The sequence below is a fragment of the Pseudomonas caspiana genome, assembly GCF_002158995.1.
In the GTDB taxonomy this organism is placed as follows: domain Bacteria; phylum Pseudomonadota; class Gammaproteobacteria; order Pseudomonadales; family Pseudomonadaceae; genus Aquipseudomonas; species Aquipseudomonas caspiana.
The window spans coordinates 205902-223040 of sequence record NZ_LOHF01000006.1; the positions used below are offsets into that span (position 1 = coordinate 205902).

The following is a 17139-nucleotide window of genomic DNA, read 5'->3' on the forward strand; positions in this document are numbered from 1 at the left end:
CCATGACACATGAAACGATCGAGAAAAACGTCGGCCTGTTGATGATTCTGATGGTACTCGCCGTCAGCATCGGCGGACTGACCCAGATCGTCCCGCTGTTCTTTCAAGACGTGACCAACAAGCCGGTTGAGGGCATGAAGCCCTACACCGCGCTGCAACTGGAAGGTCGCGACATTTATATCCGCGAAGGATGCGTGGGTTGCCACTCGCAGATGATCCGCCCGTTCCGCGCTGAAACAGAACGCTACGGCCACTATTCGGTGGCGGGCGAAAGCGTCTGGGATCACCCGTTCCTCTGGGGCTCCAAACGCACCGGACCGGACCTGGCCCGGGTTGGAGCACGCTACTCGGATGACTGGCACCGCGCGCACTTGTACAACCCGCGCAACGTCGTGCCGGAATCAAAAATGCCGGCCTATCCATGGCTGGTCACCCAGAAAGTCGACAGCAGCCACACCGAAGCCAAGATCAAGGCGATGCGTACGTTGGGCGTGCCTTACACCGATGACGATGTCAGCGGCGCAGTTGCTTCCCTCAAAGGCAAGACCGAGATGGACGCTCTGGTTTCCTATCTGCAAGTGCTCGGCACTGCCATCAAGAGCAAGAGGTGAGCCATGGATATTCAGGATCTACGCGGCCTCGGAACGCTGATAGTTGCCATCGCATTCATCGGCCTGTCGCTTTGGGTGTTCAGCAGTAAACGCAACGCCGAATTCGACGAAGCCCGCCTGGCACCCTTTGCTGACGAGCCATTGCCGCCACCTGTTATCGAACAACTTTCAAAAGATCAGCCCGTCGCCCGGAGTAACCAGCCATGACCACCTTCTGGAGCACCTATATTTGCGTGCTGACCATTGGCAGCCTGATCGGCCTGACCTGGCTATTGATCGGCACCCGCAGGGGTGAAACCAAGGGCAGTACCGACCAGACCATGGGCCACAGCTTCGATGGCATCGAGGAGTATGACAATCCGCTGCCCAAGTGGTGGTTCATGCTGTTCGCGGGCACGCTGGTGTTCGCGGTGGGTTACCTGATCCTGTATCCGGGACTGGGCAACTGGAAAGGCATCGCGCCTGGCTATGAAAACGGCTGGACCGGCGTCAACGAGTGGCAGAAGGAAATGGACAAGGCTGACGCGCGATTCGGACCAATCTTCGCCAAATTCGCAGCCATGCCGGTGGAAGAAGTCGCCAAAGATCCGCAAGCGCTGCAAATGGGTGGCCGCCTGTTTGCCTCCAATTGCTCGGTTTGCCATGGCTCGGACGCCAAAGGTGCTTACGGCTTCCCTAACCTCACCGACAACGATTGGCGCTGGGGAGGCAATGCCGAAACCATCAAAGCCACCATCATGGCGGGTCGGGTCGCAGCGATGCCGGCCTGGGGCACGATCATTGGCGAAGACGGCGTGAAAAACGTCGCTGCCTATGTTCGTCACTCACTGGCGGGGCTGCCGCTACCCGCTGACGACAAGGCAGATCTGGCTGCCGGACAGCAAGTGTTCAGCTCCACCTGTGTAGCCTGTCATGGCGCAACGGGTAAAGGCACCGCAGCAATGGGCGCTCCAAACCTCACACAGCCGGGCGGTTTCATCTACGGCACTGGCCTGGCTCAGTTGCAGCAGACCATTCGTCTTGGTCGCCAAGGTCATATGCCTGCTCAGGCCGATTTATTGGGCAATGACAAAGTACAGCTGCTGGCCGCTTATGTTTACAGCCTGTCGAAGGGTCCTGATCAACTCGTCGACAAGAGTAAAGCGGCGCAGTAGCAAAAAGAGCAGCACTGTGGACCCCTTCAACGCCGCACCCTGCAACAGGGTGCGGTGGTCCCTTTTATTTGCTGCCCCCCTGTCACACCGCCATCTCAGCCTTCGGCAGCTCCTGCAATAACTCTGTGATTGCGGTCAGTCAGGAGCACCATCCTTTCCTCCCCAGCCTTTCGGGACTAAGCTTGCTCGTTAGTGGACTGGCGATGGCTGGCCACAGGCCCAGTGAAAGGAACGTGTCCGACATTCGTGCTCCGCAGACGCTCAATAACCTGATGAACCAGGGTTGTTCATCTACTGCCAGGCATGCTGCAAATGTCCGCCACTCACGCCGTCGACTTCACCCGTCCTGTAACCTCCAGTAACTTTCTGTCCACCGGGACAGGTTTTTCCTTTACGCTGCGCGTCGGAATTTGCCTGAAACGGCCGCAGAGCATGCCTGCGTCGGTTTTTCATACTAATAAATAGTCGAACCGTGGAACCTGATAATGAGCACAGCAATCAGTCCGACCGCTTATAACTATAAAGTGGTCCGCCAGTTCGCCGTCATGACGGTGGTCTGGGGCATCCTCGGCATGGGGCTTGGCGTATTCATCGCCGCTCAACTGGTCTGGCCGGAGCTGAACCTGGGTCTGGAATGGACCAGCTTCGGACGCTTGCGACCGCTGCACACCAACCTGGTGATCTTCGCGTTCGGCGGCTGTGCGCTCTTCGGGACGTCTTATTACGTGGTGCAACGCACTTGCCAGACCCGGCTGATTTCCGATGGCATGGCCGCGTTCTCATTCTGGGGCTGGCAAGCGGTCATCGTCAGCGCCATCATCACCTTGCCAATGGGCTACACAACCACCAAGGAATACGCTGAACTGGAATGGCCGATCGCTATTCTGCTGGCGATTGTCTGGGTGACCTACGGCGCGGTGTTCTTCGGCACCATCGTCAAGCGCAAGACCAAACACATCTATGTCGGTAACTGGTTCTACGGTGCGTTCATCGTCGTCACCGCGATGCTGCACATCGTCAATCACATCTCGCTGCCGGTCAGCCTGTTCAAGTCCTACTCCGCCTATGCGGGTGCTACCGACGCGATGATTCAGTGGTGGTACGGCCACAACGCGGTGGGTTTCTTCCTGACCACCGGCTTCCTCGGCATGATGTATTACTTCGTGCCCAAGCAGGCTGAGCGGCCGATCTATTCGTATCGCCTGTCCATCGTGCATTTCTGGGCACTGATCACCCTGTACATCTGGGCCGGTCCGCACCACCTGCATTACACAGCACTGCCCGACTGGGCGCAGTCGTTGGGCATGGTGATGTCGATCATTCTCCTGGCGCCAAGCTGGGGCGGGATGATCAACGGCATGATGACCCTCTCCGGCGCTTGGCATAAGTTGCGTACCGACCCGATTCTGCGTTTTCTGGTGGTATCCCTTGCCTTCTATGGCATGTCGACCTTTGAAGGTCCAATGATGGCCATCAAGACGGTGAACGCCTTGTCGCACTACACCGACTGGACCATCGGCCACGTGCATGCCGGCGCATTGGGTTGGGTGGCGATGATTTCCATCGGCGCGACGTATCACATGATCCCCAAAGTGTTTGGCCGACCGCAGATGCACAGCATCGGCCTGATCAATGCCCACTTCTGGCTGGCGACTATCGGCACCGTGCTGTACATCGCCTCGATGTGGGTCAACGGCATTACCCAAGGCCTGATGTGGCGAGCGATCAATGACGACGGCACGCTGACTTACTCGTTCGTCGAGGCGCTGCAGGCGAGCCATCCCGGTTACATCGTGCGCATGATCGGCGGCGCATTCTTTGCCAGCGGCATGCTGTTCATGGCGTACAACGTCTGGCGCACCGTGCGCGCTTCAGACCCGGCCGAGGCCGAAGCTGCGGCTCAAATCGCCGTCGTGGGGGCCCACTGATGAAGCATGAAGTACTCGAGAAGAACATTGGCCTGCTGGCCTTCTTCATGGTTATCGCCGTCAGCATCGGCGGCCTGACGCAAATCGTTCCGCTGTTTTTTCAGGACGTGACCAACAACCCGGTAGAGGGCATGAAGCCACGCTCCGCGCTGGAAGTCGAAGGCCGCGACGTGTACATCGCCAACGGCTGCGTGGGTTGTCATTCACAGATGATTCGTCCGTTCCGCGCGGAAACCGAACGCTACGGTCACTACTCGGTGGCGGGCGAAAGCGTCTGGGACCATCCGTTCCTGTGGGGCTCCAAACGCACCGGGCCTGACCTGGCGCGAGTCGGCGGTCGTTATTCGGACGACTGGCATCGGGCGCATTTGTATAACCCGCGCAACGTAGTTCCTGAATCGAAAATGCCTGCTTACCCCTGGCTGGTAGAGAAACGCCTGGACGGCAAGGACACCGCCAAAAAAATGGAAGTCCTGCGCACCTTGGGCACGCCTTACACCGACGAAGACATCGCCGGAGCGCAGGCCGCCGTGCAAGGCAAAACTGAAATGGATGCACTCGTGGCCTATCTGCAAGGCCTTGGCACCCTCATCAAAAGCAAACGGTGATCTTGATGGATATCGGGATGATTCGTGGCCTTGGCACACTCGTGGTGATGGTGGCCTTTATCGGACTGGCGCTCTGGGTGTTCAGCCCCCGGCGCAAGTCAGAGTTTGACGACGCAACCTTGCTGCCCTTCGCGGACGACCCCGAGGCCATCAAAAAGGTTGAGCAGGAAAAAGCGTCCAGGAGCAAGCAATGAGCACTTTTTGGAGTCTGTACGTCACGGTTCTGACTTTGGGCACCATTTTCGCCCTGACCTGGCTGCTGCTTTCGACCCGCAAGGGCCAGCGCGACGAAGCCACGGAAGAAACCGTCGGCCACTCCTTCGACGGCATCGAGGAATACGACAACCCATTACCCAAATGGTGGTTCATGCTGTTTATCGGCACGATCATTTTCGCGTTGGGCTATCTGGTGCTTTATCCCGGTCTCGGTAACTGGAAAGGCCTCTGGCCGGGTTACGGCTACGTGAACACCGAGAAGCAAATCGAGTTCTCCGATGGTCAGACGGGCTGGACAGGCGTGCACGAGTGGGAAAAGGAAATGGCGCGCTCCGAGGCGCGTTTCGGGCCGATCTTCGCCAAGTTCGCTTCGATGCCCATCGAAGAAGTCGCCAAGGATCCACAGGCCCTGAAGATGGGCAGCCGCCTGTTCGCGTCAAACTGCTCGGTGTGTCATGGATCGGACGCCAAAGGCGCTTATGGCTTTCCCAACCTGACCGATGCCGACTGGCGTTGGGGCGGCGAGCCCGAAACCATCAAGGCCACCATCATGGGCGGCCGCCACGCGGTCATGCCCGCCTGGGGTGATGCAATCAAGGAACAGGGCGTACGTGACGTTTCGGCGTACATCGTGACCGCGCTCAATGGCCGCAAACTGCCAGAAGACGCCAAGGCTGATCCGGTCGCCGGGCAAAAGATATTCGCCACGACCTGCGTCGCATGCCATGGTCCGGAAGGTAAAGGCATGCAGGTGTTGGGTGCACCGGATCTGACACATCCGGGTGCGTTCATCTATGGATCAAGCTACGCACAACTGCAACAAACCATCCGCTACGGCCGTCAGGGCCAGATGCCTGCTCAGGAAGCGATTCAGGGCAATGACAAAGTGCATATTCTGGCGGCGTATGTTTATAGCTTGTCGCGGGAGGAAAAAGCTGAATAGCGTCAGTTCAATTTGCAGACATGTAACTCTGAATTGAAATGCATTCTCTGTGGGAGCCGGGCTTGCCCGCGATAAGGCAGGACGCGGTTCATTTTAGATCGCACCCAGCCTTATCGCGGGCAAGCCCGGCTCCCACAGAAAAAGCGCAGACCGCAAACACCTGCACATCATCTACACGTCATTTGATCCGAATCAGTACTCTTTACACCTGTTTGCACCAAGATTCGCCGCGCCCCATTAACGAAGACTGCAGGCGTATCATTGCCTTCATAACGCCACGCTCCTGACCACTGAGGCATTTTTCCACTGCCGTGGGACACACCGATGAGCAATAACATTCCTGTCGTCAACGTCACCCCGCCGCCCAAGAATGACAACCAGACGGTTGACCTCTATGCCTCGCGAGAAAAGATCTACACCCGCGCGTTCACTGGTCTGTTCCGCAATCTGCGCATGCTCGGTGGTGCTCTGCTGTTCCTGATTTACTTCGGTACCGTCTGGCTGAACTGGGGTGGGCATCAGGCGGTGTGGTGGAATCTGCCGGAGCGCAAGTTCTACATCTTTGGTGCGACCTTCTGGCCGCAGGATTTCATCCTGCTCTCGGGCATCCTGATCGTCAGCGCGTTCGGTCTGTTTTTCATCACCGTCTACGCCGGCCGCGTGTGGTGCGGTTACACCTGCCCGCAAAGTGTCTGGACCTGGATTTTCATGTGGTGCGAAAAGGTCACCGAGGGCGACCGCAATCAGCGCATAAAACTCGATAAAGCTCCCATGAGCGCCAACAAATTCGTGCGCAAATTCTCCAAACACAGCCTCTGGCTGTTGATTGGCTTCCTCACCGGGCTGACCTTCGTCGGCTACTTCTCCCCCATACGTGACCTGATCACCGAGCTGTTCACCGGTCAGGCCGACAGCTGGGCATATTTCTGGGTCGGCTTTTTTACCCTCGCGACTTACGGCAATGCAGGCTGGCTGCGTGAGCAAGTGTGCATTTACATGTGCCCTTATGCGCGCTTTCAGAGTGTGATGTTCGATAAGGACACTTTGATTGTTTCCTACGACCCACGCCGGGGCGAGAAACGCGGCCCACGTAAAAAGGATCAGGACTACAAGAGGCAAGGTCTGGGCGACTGCATCGATTGCACAATGTGCGTGCAGGTCTGCCCCACCGGCATCGACATCCGCGATGGCCTGCAAGTGGAGTGCATCGGCTGCGCCGCCTGTATCGACGCCTGCGACAGCATCATGGACAAGATGAACTACCCGCGCGGCCTGATCAGCTACACCACCGAGCACAACCTGTCCGGCCAGGTGACGCACAAGTTAAGACCCCGACTGCTCGGTTACGCGGCGGTGTTGCTGGTCATGATCGGCTTGCTGACCTCGGCATTCTTCATGCGCTCACTGGTCGGCTTTGACGTCAGCAAGGATCGCGTGCTTTACCGGGAAAACGCCGAAGGCCGGATCGAGAACGTCTACAGCCTCAAGGTCATGAACAAAGACCAGGTCGATCACACCTATGTACTGGATGCTACAGGCTTGCCGGATCTGAAATTGCAGGGTCGCCGTGAATTCAAAGTGGCCGCCGGGGATATTTTCAGCATGCCGGTGGAGCTGTCCAGCGCTCCCGAAAAACTGCCATCGAGTACCAACGAGGTGATTTTCATCCTCAAGGATATCGACGGCGATACTCATGCTGAAACCAAGAGCCGGTTCATCGGCCCGCAAGTTCGTTAGTCAGAAACGGCGTAAAGAGAATTGTCCATGTCCATGTCCACCGCGACCGCTCAAAGCCCTTGGTACAAACACATCTGGCCGTGGATCCTGATTGGCATCCTGACCTGCTCAGTGACCCTGTCACTGACCATGGTGACCATTGCGGTGAATAACCCTGACAATCTGGTCAATGACAATTATTACGAAGCGGGCAAAGGCATCAATCGCTCGCTGGATCGCGAACTGCTGGCCCAGAACCTATTGCTGCGCGCCAACGTGCATCTGGATGAGCTCACGGGCGAAGCGGACCTGCGTTTGAGTGGCAACAGCAGGCCGCAGACCCTGGAACTGAACCTGATCTCCCCGACGCAACCGCAAAAGGATCGCAAGATTGCCCTGACCCGCAGCAGCTCGGAGCCTGACCGCTACATCGGGCAACTGACTGATAAAGTCGAAGGACGCCGTTTCGTAGAGCTGCTGGGTGTCGAAAACGGCAAGACCTGGCGTCTGTTTGAAGAAGAACAGATCAGCCACGACAAAGACCTTGCGCTGGGGGATGAAGCGATTCAGGGTGCGGAAGATTTGAAGAATTGACGCGTCTTCGCCTCTCATCAAACAAAACTAAGTTGTGGAATTGAAATGCGTTTCCTGTAGGAGCTGCCGAAGGCTGCGAAAGCGCTGATCCTGACACACCGCCATCGCAGCCTTCGGCAGCTCCTACAGATCAATCGGTTACGCTTTGCGGACCCGCTCCCTCCCCACAGGATTTGCTGTACCGCCATGACCACACCCACCCCTTGCTACCACTGCGCCCTGCCCGTCCCGTCGGGCAGTCGCTTTAGCGCCGTCGTGCTCGGGGAAAACCGGGCGATGTGCTGTCCGGGATGTCAGGCAGTGGCCGAGTCAATCGTTGCCGGGGGGCTGGAAAGCTACTACATCCATCGCAGCCAGGCATCGGCCAATCCGGAAACGTTGCCGGTGCAGTTGCTGGACGAACTGGCGCTCTACGACCGCGCCGATGTGCAGGCGCCCTTTGTCCGGCATCAAGGTGAACTGGCAGACACTACGTTACTGATGGAAGGCATCAGTTGCGCCGCGTGTGGCTGGCTCATCGAACGCCACTTACGCACACTGCCCGCCGTGGCCGAAGCACGTTTTAACCTGTCCAACCATCGACTGCAGGTCAGTTGGTCCGACAGCCAGATGCCTCTGAGTCAGTTACTCGCTCAATTACGCAGCATTGGCTATGTCGCCCACCCTTATCAGGCTGATCGAGCCGCCGCACAGCTCGCTGAAGAAAACCGACTGGCGTTGCGCCAGCTTGGCGTGGCCGGTTTGCTGTGGTTTCAGGCGATGATGGCGACCATGGCCACATGGCCGGAATTCAACATCGACCTCAGCCCGCAAATGCACACCATCCTGCGCTGGGTCGCGATGTTTCTGACCACCCCTATTGTGTTCTACAGTTGCGCGCCGTTCTTTCGTGGCGCCATGCGTGATCTGCGCACCCGCCATCTGACCATGGACGTTTCTGTGTCGCTGGCGATTGGGGGGGCTTACATAGCGGGCATCTGGACTGCGATCACCGGCAGCGGTGAGCTGTACTTCGACGCCGTGGGCATGTTCGCCCTGTTCCTGCTGGCCGGCCGCTATCTGGAGAGACGCGCCCGAGAACGCACTGCGGCAGCTACCGCACAACTGGTCAACCTGTTGCCCGCGTCTTGCCTGCGGCTGGATAAGCAGGGTCAGAGCGAGCGGATTCTGCTCAGCGAACTGCGCCTGGGCGATCAGGTGCTGGTGCAGCCCGGCGCAGTGCTGCCCGCCGACGGCAGAATCCTTGAAGGCCAGTCGAGCATCGACGAATCGTTGCTGACCGGTGAATACCTCCCCCACCCGCGAAGCCCCGGCGATGCCGTTACCGCTGGGACCTTGAACGTTGAAAGCGTACTCACGGTCGAGGTTCTGGCGCTGGGCCATGAAACTCGCCTGTCGGCCATCGTCCGCTTGCTGGAGCGCGCTCAGGCAGAAAAACCCCGGCTAGCGGAAATCGCTGATCGAGCGGCGCAGTGGTTCTTGCTGTTTTCGCTGATGGCGGCAGCAGTGATTGGTGTTGTGTGGTGGCAGATCGACTCGTCGCGGGCATTCTGGGTTGTTCTGGCGATGCTGGTCGCGACTTGCCCGTGTGCGCTCTCACTTGCGACCCCCACCGCGCTTACGGCCGCCACCGGCACGCTGCACAAACTCGGTCTGTTGCTGACCCGCGGCCATGTGCTGGAGGGCCTGAATCAGATCGACACGGTAATTTTCGACAAGACCGGCACGCTGACCGAAGGACGGTTAGCGCTGCGCAGCCTCCAGGCGCTGGGCGAACTGAATGCCGACGCATGCCTGAGCCTCGCCGCTGCACTGGAAAACCGCTCGGAGCACCCCATCGCAAAAGCCTTCGGCCGCGCACCGAGCGCCGCTGAGGAGGTAGTCAGTCATCCGGGGCTAGGCCTTGAAGGTGTCGTCAACGGCCAACAATTGCGCATCGGCCAGCCAGCTTTTGTCTGCGCCTTGAGCGCCAGCGACATTCCACCCGCACCAGAACACACCGGGCAGCATCTACTGCTCGGCGACCGCCATGGGCCTTTGGCCTGGTTCATCCTGGATGACCGCCTGCGCGAAGACGCTCATGCACTGTTGCAGGCTTGCAAGGCGCGAGGCTGGAAAACCCTGCTGCTGTCCGGGGACAGCTCACCCATGGTCGCTCATGTTGCGGCTGAACTGGGCATCGACGAAGCCCTTAGCGGTTTGCGCCCCGACGACAAGCTGGCGGTGTTGCAACAGCTGCATCGTCAGGGCCGTAAAGTGTTGATGCTCGGCGATGGCGTCAATGACGTGCCAGTGCTGGCCGCAGCAGACATCAGTGTCGCCATGGGTTCAGCCACTGACCTGGCGAAAACCAGCGCCGACGCCGTCTTGCTGTCCAATCGCCTGCACGCGTTGGTTCAGGCGTTTGCTCTGGCGCGACGCACACGCAGGGTAATCATTGAGAACCTGTTCTGGGCCGGGTTATACAATGGCCTCATGCTGCCCTTTGCAGCATTGGGCTGGATTACCCCCATCTGGGCTGCGGTGGGCATGTCCATCAGCTCGTTGACGGTGGTCCTCAACGCTTTACGCCTGACCCGCATGCCGTCTACCACTGCCCCTCATCGGCAGCCTGCTTCGGAGGCCTTATGCCAGCGCTCTACATCATGATCCCCGCCGCGTTGCTGCTGGTTGGTGTGGCGATCTACATCTTTTTCTGGGCAGTGGACAGCGGTCAGTACGACGACATGGAAGGCCCGGCGCACAGTATTCTTTTTGATGATCAAGACCCAAAGCATCAGGCGGCGGTGGATGAAGTCGCGAGCCAGAAAAAAGGTGAGTCTGATGTTTGAGCCCAATCCCGAGCAAACAGCGGATCCTGTGGGAGCGGCCGGGGTGGCGCTCCACCTTGCCCGCGATAAGGCTGGGCGCGTTAGACCTGATATCCGAGGCGTCTGCATCGCGGGCAAGCACCACTCCTATCAAACAAAAAATAACTACCTGATCTGGAATGCATTTTCTGTAGGAGTGAGCTTGCTCGCGACAGCGCCAGCACAGGCAATACATTCATCAACTGACAGATCGAATCGCGAGCAAGCTCACTCCTACAGGTCCCATGTTTGCTGCGCGACAGCGCAGTGTCAGGGACACTGGGCGACCTCGTACAGGGATTTGCGACTGCATGGCTGACCTTTTACCCCTTCTGATCTCGGCCCTGATCCTCGGCCTGCTCGGCGGTGGCCACTGCCTGGGCATGTGCGGCGGGTTGATGGGCGCACTGACGCTGGCGATTCCCAAGGAACAACGCAGCCGACGTTTTCGATTGCTGCTGGCTTACAACGTTGGGCGAATTTTAAGTTACACCTGCGCCGGTTTGCTGATCGGCCTCGCCGGCTGGGCCGCGGCCAATAGCCCTGGCGCAATGGCCTTGCGAGTCATCGCCGCACTGCTATTGATCACAATGGGCCTGTACCTGGCCGGATGGTGGAGCGGCCTGACCCGTATCGAAAGCCTGGGCCGCGGGTTGTGGCGCTACATCCAGCCGCTGGCAAGTCGCTTGCTGCCAGTGTCGAGTCTGCCACGGGCTTTATTGTTGGGCGCACTGTGGGGCTGGCTGCCTTGCGGGCTGGTTTACAGCACGCTGCTCTGGTCGGCGAGCCAGGGTAATGCCATCGACAGCGCCCTGTTGATGCTGGCTTTTGGTATTGGCACCTGCCCGGTGCTGTTGGCCACGGGCCTTGCGGCGCAGCGCATCAACGCGTTGCTGCGTCAGCGTGGCATGCGCATGGCAGGCGGCCTGCTGGTGATTGCGTTCGGACTCTGGACCCTGCCCGGTCCGCATCAGCACTGGTTGATGGGCCATTGACCCATATCAAAGGATCAAGCGCGTGCTTCTCTAGACTGGCCGACACTGCAAGCTTACCCAGGGAACGCCAACATGCTCGACGCCATCCGTTGGGATTCTGATCTGATTCGCCGCTACGATCTGGCGGGGCCACGCTACACCTCCTACCCCACAGCGGTGCAATTTCACACGCAGGTCGGTGCGTTCGACCTGCTGCATGCGTTGCGCGACAGCCGCAAAGCCGTCCGCCCCGTGTCGCTCTATGTGCATATCCCGTTCTGCGCCAACATTTGCTATTACTGCGCCTGCAACAAAGTCATTACCAAGGATCGCGGGCGCGCCCAAGCTTATCTGCAGCGTCTTGAGCATGAAATCAAGATGATTGCCTGCCATCTGGATCCTGGCCAGGTCGTCGAACAGCTGCATTTTGGCGGTGGTACGCCGACCTTTCTCAGCCACGACGAGCTGCGTCAATTGATGGGCCATTTGCGTCAGCACTTCAATCTGCTGGACGATGACTCTGGCGACTACGGCATCGAAATCGACCCGCGTGAGGCCGATTGGTCGACCATGGGACTGCTGCGCGAACTGGGTTTCAACCGGGTCAGTCTGGGCGTGCAGGATCTGGACCCGCAGGTACAGCGCGCGGTGAATCGCCTGCAAAGCCTGGAAGAAACCCAGGCCATTATTGATGCCGCGCGTACCTTGCAGTTTCGCTCGGTCAATATCGACCTGATCTACGGCCTGCCGAAACAGACGCCGCAAGCGTTTGCCCGCACCGTGGAGGAAATCATCGCCCTGCAGCCAGACCGATTGTCGGTGTTCAACTACGCACACCTGCCTGAACGCTTCATGCCACAACGGCGAATCGATAGCGGCGATCTGCCAACGCCGGAAGCGAAGCTGCAGATGCTGGAACAGACCATTGAGCAACTGACCAATGCCGGCTATCGCTACATCGGCATGGACCATTTCGCCCTGCCCGATGATGAATTGGCGGTCGCTCAGGAAGAACTGACCCTGCAACGCAACTTCCAGGGCTACACCACCCACGGCCACTGCGACCTGATTGGTCTGGGGGTTTCAGCCATCAGTCAAATCGGTGACCTGAACAGCCAGAACAGCAACGATCTGGCTGACTATCAAAGCCTGCTGGGCAGCGATCAACTGGCGACCAAACGCGGCCTGGTCTGCAATGAGGACGACCGCATACGACGAGCGGTGATTCAGCAATTGATCTGTCATTTCAGCCTGAATTTCTCCGATATCGAAACGCAATTCGATATCAACTTTCGCGCTTACTTCAGTGAGTTGTGGCCCCAGCTCGCCAGCATGGCTAGCGACGGCCTGATCAGCTTGAAACCTGAAGGCATTGAAGTACTGCCCGCCGGGCGATTGCTGGTGCGTTCGGTGTGCATGGTGTTTGATGCTTACTTGACCCAACAGAATCGGAAGCGTTTTTCACGGGTGATCTGAGCTGCGATGGCGGCATGTCTGACACACCGCCATCGCTGGCCTCGTAACCTCGGTAAGTTCCTACAGGATGGGCCGCTTGCTTACATCCTGGCCAGCATCAGCATGCTGGCCTTGGTTTTGCCGGCTGAATTGAGTTGTAGCGCGTTCATGACAGAAGAAAGATCACTGGCCGAGGTACTGATCTGACGCTGATAAATCGCCGAAACCGTCTGCAATGCGGCAGCCTTGGCCTGGCGCATATCGGGGCTGAGCGACTTATCGTCTTTGGCCGCTTGCAACTCACTGTTCGACTGCGCCAAGCGTTTCTGGGAGTCACGCACCGAGGTCAGGATTTTCTGCACAGAATCAGGCAAGCCACTTTGCGTGATATCGGTATTGGCCGAGCCGGACAAGGCGGCACGTGCCAGACCGGCAGCCGAAAGCTTCACATCTACGCTCTGTGGAGTCTGAGCGGCGGCGTTGCTCTGCGACGCGGCCTTGTCGGCTGCGCTTTTCTGCGCGGCAGCATTGGCCGTCAGAAAAGCCCGGCTGATGGCGGTAAGGGCGGATGACCACATGAGCAGCGACCTGTTTAAAGATGCGGATATTCAGGGCTATCGACCCATGCGCACTAAGCTTGATAGCCACGCGACGGATCGTCGCTGGTCTGAACAGTCATCGGTGAGTTACCCTTATGACTTATGTGTGATTACCACAAGGAATAAAGTGATGCCCGAGCCAGTCAAAGTACGCGCTCATACCCAGGCCCATTGCAAGGATTGCAGTCTGGCTCCGCTGTGCTTGCCGCTCTCCTTGAACCTCGAAGACATGGATGCGCTGGATCAAATCGTCAAACGCGGTCGACCGCTGAAGAAAGGCGAGTTCCTGTTCCGTCAGGGTGACACGTTCGGGTCGGTATACGCGGTACGTTCCGGCGCGTTGAAGACCTTCAATATCAGCGACGGTGGCGAAGAGCAACTGACCGGTTTCCATTTGCCAAGCGAACTGGTGGGTATGTCGGGCATGGACGCAGAAGCCTATCCGGTTTCCGCTCAAGCGCTGGAAACCACTTCGGTCTGCGAAATCCCGTTCGAGCGGCTGGACGAACTGTCCGTGCAACTGCCACAACTGCGACGTCAGTTGATGCGGGTCATGAGCCGGGAAATTCGCGATGACCAGCAAATGATGTTGCTGCTGTCGAAAAAAACCGCCGACGAGCGCATTGCGACGTTCTTGGTCAACCTGTCGGCACGCTTCCGTGCCCGGGGTTTCTCGGCCAATCAGTTCCGCCTGAGCATGTCACGCAACGAAATTGGTAATCACCTGGGGCTGGCAGTGGAAACCGTGTCCCGCGTCTTCACCCGCTTCCAGCAAAACGAACTGATTGCAGCCGAAGGCAAGGAGATCAGAATCCTTGATCCAATCCAGCTCTGCGCGCTGGCGGGCGGCGCTATCGAAAGCTGAGGGTGCGATTCAGGGCGAGCGGCTTTAGACTAGCGTTTAGACGACCTGCCCTGGATTACCTGATGATTTTCGACGAAGCCAGCTTCAAATCCCTCATTCGCCCGGTAGTGGACTTCCCCAAACCGGGCGTCATTTTTCGCGACATCACCCCGCTGTTCCAGTCTCCCAAAGCCACACGGCTGGTGATGGACAGTTTCGTGCAGCGCTATATCGAAGCTGACTTCAGCCACATCGGCGTGATGGACGCACGGGGTTTTCTGATCGGTTCGATTGTGGCTTATGAACTGAACAAACCACTGATCCTGTTTCGCAAGCAGGGCAAACTGCCTGCTGACGTGCTGTCAGAGGGTTATCAGACTGAATACGGTGAAGCGTTTCTGGAAGTGCACGCCGACAGCCTGTGCGATGGCGACTCGGTGGTGATGTTCGACGACCTGATCGCCACTGGCGGAACGCTGATCGCCGCTGCGAACCTGATCCGCCGCATGGGCGCGAAGATCCACGAGGCCGCGGCGATCATCGACCTGCCGGAACTGGGCGGCTCGAAACGCCTGCAAGACCTGCAGATTCCGACGTTTTGCCTGACGAGCTTTGGGTTGACGGAGTAGATATCTGTGGGGCTGACACTAGGTCTCCCCTGAACAAACAAGCCCCTCTCCACGGCACAACATTGCCTCGCGGCAGATATTGAACCTGTAGGAACTGCCGAAGCTGCGATGGCGGCGTGTCAGGATGAACGCTTCGCAGCCTTCGGCAGCTCCTACAGATTAATGTAGATGCTTACAAAGCGATCGGCTTACGCCCTGCAAACGAGTGCGCCAACGTCCCGCCATCCACCAATTCCAACTCGCCACCCAGCGGCACGCCGTGGGCGATGCGAGAGGTGATCAGGCCTTTGTTGGTCAGCAACTGCGCGATGTAGTGTGCGGTGGCTTCGCCTTCGACCGTAGGATTGGTCGCCAGGATGACTTCGCTGAAAGTGCCCTGCTCGTTGATGCGTGCCAGCAGCTGTGGAATGCCGATAGCCTCAGGACCCAGCCCGTCCAGCGGCGACAGGTGCCCTTTGAGCACGAAGTAACGACCGCGATAGCCGGTCTGCTCCACTGCATAGACATCCATCGGCCCCTCCACGACGCACAGCAGCGTGTCGTCGCGACGATTGTCTGAACATTGTGGGCACAGATCGTCTTCGGTCAGGGTGCGACACTGTCGACAGTGCCCTACCCCTTCCATCGCCTGGCTCAACGCCAGCGCCAGCCGTGAGCCGCCACTGCGATCACGCTCGAGCAATTGCAGCGCCATGCGTTGCGCAGTTTTTTGACCGACGCCCGGCAGGGTGCGCAGAGCATCGATCAGTTGGCGAATCAGTGGGCTGAAGCTCATGGAGAAAGGTCCGACAAAAACACAAGACGCGGTTTATACCCGCGCCCTGCCTACAGCGTCAATCAAGGGTTACGTCAGGCGTCAGAGACGTGAACCACCAACTTGCCAAAGTTACGTCCTTCCAGCAGACCGATAAAGGCTTCTGGCGCATTCTCAAGGCCCTGCACCACGTCTTCACGGAACTTGATCTTGCCCTGAGTGACCAGTGGCGTCATTTCACGGAAGAACTCCTCGTGACGATGACCGTACTCTTCGAACACGATGAAACCCTGCATGCGGGCGCGCTTGGTCAGGATCGTGCGCAGAAGCAGCGGCAGATCGTTCGGGCCTTCCGGTACGCCCTGGGCGTTGTACTGCGCAATCACGCCGCACACGGGAATACGCGCACGAGGGTTCAGCAGCGGCAATACCGCATCGAAGACTTTGCCGCCCACCAATTCGAAGTAGATGTCGATGCCTTTGCCGCAAGCCTGCTTCAGCTCTTCCGCAAAGTTGTCGCTCTTGTGGTCGATACAGGCGTCGAAGCCCAGTTCATCAACCACATAACGGCACTTGTCCGCACCACCTGCCACGCCGACGACACGCAGGCCTTGCAGCTTGGCCACCTGCCCCACCACTGAGCCCACAGCGCCGGACGCGGCCGCCACGACGAGCGTCTCGCCAGCCTGTGGCTTGCCGATGTCCATCAGCCCCATGTAAGCGGTCATGCCAGGCATGCCCAATACGCCTACGGCCATGGAGTCGCTGGGCAGGTCTTTCGGGATCACTTTCAACGCAGCACCGTCATTGATGCTGTGAGTCTGCCAGCCGGTCTGGCCGACTACGCGATCACCGACCTTGAATGCTGGATTACGCGATTGCTCGACGATGCTGACGGCGCCGCCTTCCATCACTGCGTCGATTTCAACCGGGTCGGCGTAAGAAGGTGCATCGCTCATGCGTCCGCGCATGTAGGGGTCCAGCGACAGGTAAAGAGTGCGCAACTGCACTTGCCCTTCCTGAAGGTCCGGCAGCGCTTCGCGCTCCAACCGGAAGTTTTCCGGGGTGGGCGCACCTTGCGGACGAGAGGCCAGGACAATTCGCTGGTTAAGAATCAATTCTTGGGTCATCAAAGCGGCTCCTTGGGAATGAATTCTCTGGGGTATGAAGAACAGACCGCCTGAAGCCGATGGCGTTCGGTTGGATACCAATGGGGGGATTTGTGGGAGATTCCGTGTTTGCCCGCAAGCCGATGTTACGACGTG

The 17139-nt window shown here is 58.5% G+C and carries 18 protein-coding genes; 15 read left to right on the forward strand and 3 right to left on the reverse strand.

Annotation, left to right across the window (positions count from 1 at the left end; all coding sequences use genetic code 11):
* The first annotated feature begins 2 nt into the window (after positions 1–2).
* The 13 genes from ccoO (AUC60_RS10205) to hemN all read left to right on the forward strand — a co-directional run bounded on the left by ccoO (AUC60_RS10205) (position 3) and on the right by hemN (position 13069).
* Positions 3–611, forward strand: coding sequence for a cytochrome-c oxidase, cbb3-type subunit II (gene ccoO / locus AUC60_RS10205; RefSeq protein ID WP_087266410.1), 609 nt, complete (start codon positions 3–5; stop codon positions 609–611).
* A gap of 3 nt (positions 612–614) precedes the next feature.
* Positions 615–818 (forward strand): cbb3-type cytochrome oxidase subunit 3, encoded by a 204-nt coding sequence (locus AUC60_RS10210; protein WP_087266350.1) that lies wholly within the window; start codon positions 615–617, stop codon positions 816–818.
* Positions 815–1765 (forward strand): cytochrome-c oxidase, cbb3-type subunit III, encoded by a 951-nt coding sequence (gene ccoP, locus AUC60_RS10215; RefSeq protein WP_087266352.1) that lies wholly within the window; start codon positions 815–817, stop codon positions 1763–1765. The genes AUC60_RS10210 and ccoP (AUC60_RS10215) overlap by 4 nt, the downstream gene beginning before the upstream one ends.
* A gap of 485 nt (positions 1766–2250) precedes the next feature.
* A complete protein-coding gene (gene ccoN, locus AUC60_RS10220; protein ID WP_087266354.1) occupies positions 2251–3693 on the forward strand; it encodes a cytochrome-c oxidase, cbb3-type subunit I in 1443 nt (480 codons plus the stop codon).
* Positions 3693–4301, forward strand: a complete 609-nt coding sequence (ccoO, locus tag AUC60_RS10225) for a cytochrome-c oxidase, cbb3-type subunit II (protein ID WP_087266356.1) — start codon at positions 3693–3695, stop codon at positions 4299–4301. Before ccoN ends, ccoO (AUC60_RS10225) begins: the two co-directional genes overlap by 1 nt.
* A 5-nt stretch (positions 4302–4306) precedes the next feature.
* Positions 4307–4495, forward strand: coding sequence for a cbb3-type cytochrome oxidase subunit 3 (locus tag AUC60_RS10230; RefSeq protein ID WP_087266359.1), 189 nt, complete (start codon positions 4307–4309; stop codon positions 4493–4495).
* Positions 4492–5460 (forward strand): cytochrome-c oxidase, cbb3-type subunit III, encoded by a 969-nt coding sequence (gene ccoP, locus AUC60_RS10235; RefSeq protein ID WP_087266361.1) that lies wholly within the window; start codon positions 4492–4494, stop codon positions 5458–5460. The genes AUC60_RS10230 and ccoP (AUC60_RS10235) overlap by 4 nt, the downstream gene beginning before the upstream one ends.
* Positions 5461–5784: 324 nt before the next feature.
* A complete protein-coding gene (gene ccoG / locus AUC60_RS10240) occupies positions 5785–7197 on the forward strand; it encodes a cytochrome c oxidase accessory protein CcoG (protein WP_087266363.1) in 1413 nt (470 codons plus the stop codon).
* Positions 7198–7230: 33 nt separating this feature from the next.
* Entirely contained in the window at positions 7231–7770 is a 540-nt protein-coding gene (locus AUC60_RS10245) for a FixH family protein (RefSeq protein WP_087266412.1), read from the forward strand.
* 186 nt (positions 7771–7956) lie between these two features.
* On the forward strand, positions 7957–10419 hold the full coding sequence (locus AUC60_RS10250; RefSeq protein ID WP_087266364.1) for a heavy metal translocating P-type ATPase: 2463 nt from the start codon (positions 7957–7959) through the stop codon (positions 10417–10419).
* Positions 10398–10601, forward strand: coding sequence for a cbb3-type cytochrome oxidase assembly protein CcoS (ccoS, locus tag AUC60_RS10255; protein ID WP_087266366.1), 204 nt, complete (start codon positions 10398–10400; stop codon positions 10599–10601). The genes AUC60_RS10250 and ccoS overlap by 22 nt, the downstream gene beginning before the upstream one ends.
* Before the next feature lie 329 nt (positions 10602–10930).
* Positions 10931–11614: a sulfite exporter TauE/SafE family protein gene (locus AUC60_RS10260; protein ID WP_087266368.1), complete on the forward strand. Its 684-nt coding sequence runs from the start codon at positions 10931–10933 to the stop codon at positions 11612–11614.
* 72 nt (positions 11615–11686) lie between these two features.
* Positions 11687–13069 (forward strand): oxygen-independent coproporphyrinogen III oxidase, encoded by a 1383-nt coding sequence (gene hemN, locus AUC60_RS10265; protein ID WP_087266370.1) that lies wholly within the window; start codon positions 11687–11689, stop codon positions 13067–13069.
* Positions 13070–13149: 80 nt separating this feature from the next.
* Here hemN and AUC60_RS10270 read toward each other — a convergent pair whose 3' ends face one another.
* On the reverse strand, positions 13150–13626 hold the full coding sequence (locus AUC60_RS10270) for a hypothetical protein (protein ID WP_087266372.1): 477 nt from the start codon (positions 13624–13626) through the stop codon (positions 13150–13152).
* A 151-nt stretch (positions 13627–13777) separates the two neighbouring features.
* On the opposite strand from AUC60_RS10270, the gene fnr reads away from it, so the two are divergent.
* Entirely contained in the window at positions 13778–14512 is a 735-nt protein-coding gene (fnr, locus tag AUC60_RS10275) for a fumarate/nitrate reduction transcriptional regulator Fnr (RefSeq protein ID WP_087266374.1), read from the forward strand.
* A 62-nt stretch (positions 14513–14574) separates the two neighbouring features.
* A complete protein-coding gene (locus AUC60_RS10280) occupies positions 14575–15120 on the forward strand; it encodes an adenine phosphoribosyltransferase (RefSeq protein WP_027900957.1) in 546 nt (181 codons plus the stop codon).
* Positions 15121–15292: 172 nt separating this feature from the next.
* On the opposite strand, the gene recR is transcribed toward AUC60_RS10280, so the two are convergent.
* Both recR and AUC60_RS10290 read right to left on the reverse strand, forming a co-directional pair.
* Complete coding sequence (gene recR, locus AUC60_RS10285) at positions 15293–15895, reverse strand: recombination mediator RecR (protein WP_027900956.1); 603 nt, start codon at positions 15893–15895, stop codon at positions 15293–15295.
* 74 nt (positions 15896–15969) lie between these two features.
* Positions 15970–17004, reverse strand: coding sequence for an NADP-dependent oxidoreductase (locus tag AUC60_RS10290; protein WP_087266376.1), 1035 nt, complete (start codon positions 17002–17004; stop codon positions 15970–15972).
* Positions 17005–17139 lie beyond the last annotated feature (135 nt).

Coding starts and splice junctions, on each gene's coding strand:
- ccoO (WP_087266410.1), top strand. CDS start 3: ATGACACATGAAACGATCGAGAAAAACGTCGGCCTGTTGATGATTCTG.
- AUC60_RS10210 (WP_087266350.1), top strand. CDS start 615: ATGGATATTCAGGATCTACGCGGCCTCGGAACGCTGATAGTTGCCATC.
- ccoP (WP_087266352.1), top strand. CDS start 815: ATGACCACCTTCTGGAGCACCTATATTTGCGTGCTGACCATTGGCAGC.
- ccoN (WP_087266354.1), top strand. CDS start 2,251: ATGAGCACAGCAATCAGTCCGACCGCTTATAACTATAAAGTGGTCCGC.
- ccoO (WP_087266356.1), top strand. CDS start 3,693: ATGAAGCATGAAGTACTCGAGAAGAACATTGGCCTGCTGGCCTTCTTC.
- AUC60_RS10230 (WP_087266359.1), top strand. CDS start 4,307: ATGGATATCGGGATGATTCGTGGCCTTGGCACACTCGTGGTGATGGTG.
- ccoP (WP_087266361.1), top strand. CDS start 4,492: ATGAGCACTTTTTGGAGTCTGTACGTCACGGTTCTGACTTTGGGCACC.
- ccoG (WP_087266363.1), top strand. CDS start 5,785: ATGAGCAATAACATTCCTGTCGTCAACGTCACCCCGCCGCCCAAGAAT.
- AUC60_RS10245 (WP_087266412.1), top strand. CDS start 7,231: ATGTCCACCGCGACCGCTCAAAGCCCTTGGTACAAACACATCTGGCCG.
- AUC60_RS10250 (WP_087266364.1), top strand. CDS start 7,957: ATGACCACACCCACCCCTTGCTACCACTGCGCCCTGCCCGTCCCGTCG.
- ccoS (WP_087266366.1), top strand. CDS start 10,398: ATGCCAGCGCTCTACATCATGATCCCCGCCGCGTTGCTGCTGGTTGGT.
- AUC60_RS10260 (WP_087266368.1), top strand. CDS start 10,931: ATGGCTGACCTTTTACCCCTTCTGATCTCGGCCCTGATCCTCGGCCTG.
- hemN (WP_087266370.1), top strand. CDS start 11,687: ATGCTCGACGCCATCCGTTGGGATTCTGATCTGATTCGCCGCTACGAT.
- AUC60_RS10270 (WP_087266372.1), bottom strand. CDS start 13,626: ATGTGGTCATCCGCCCTTACCGCCATCAGCCGGGCTTTTCTGACGGCC.
- fnr (WP_087266374.1), top strand. CDS start 13,778: ATGCCCGAGCCAGTCAAAGTACGCGCTCATACCCAGGCCCATTGCAAG.
- AUC60_RS10280 (WP_027900957.1), top strand. CDS start 14,575: ATGATTTTCGACGAAGCCAGCTTCAAATCCCTCATTCGCCCGGTAGTG.
- recR (WP_027900956.1), bottom strand. CDS start 15,895: ATGAGCTTCAGCCCACTGATTCGCCAACTGATCGATGCTCTGCGCACC.
- AUC60_RS10290 (WP_087266376.1), bottom strand. CDS start 17,004: ATGACCCAAGAATTGATTCTTAACCAGCGAATTGTCCTGGCCTCTCGT.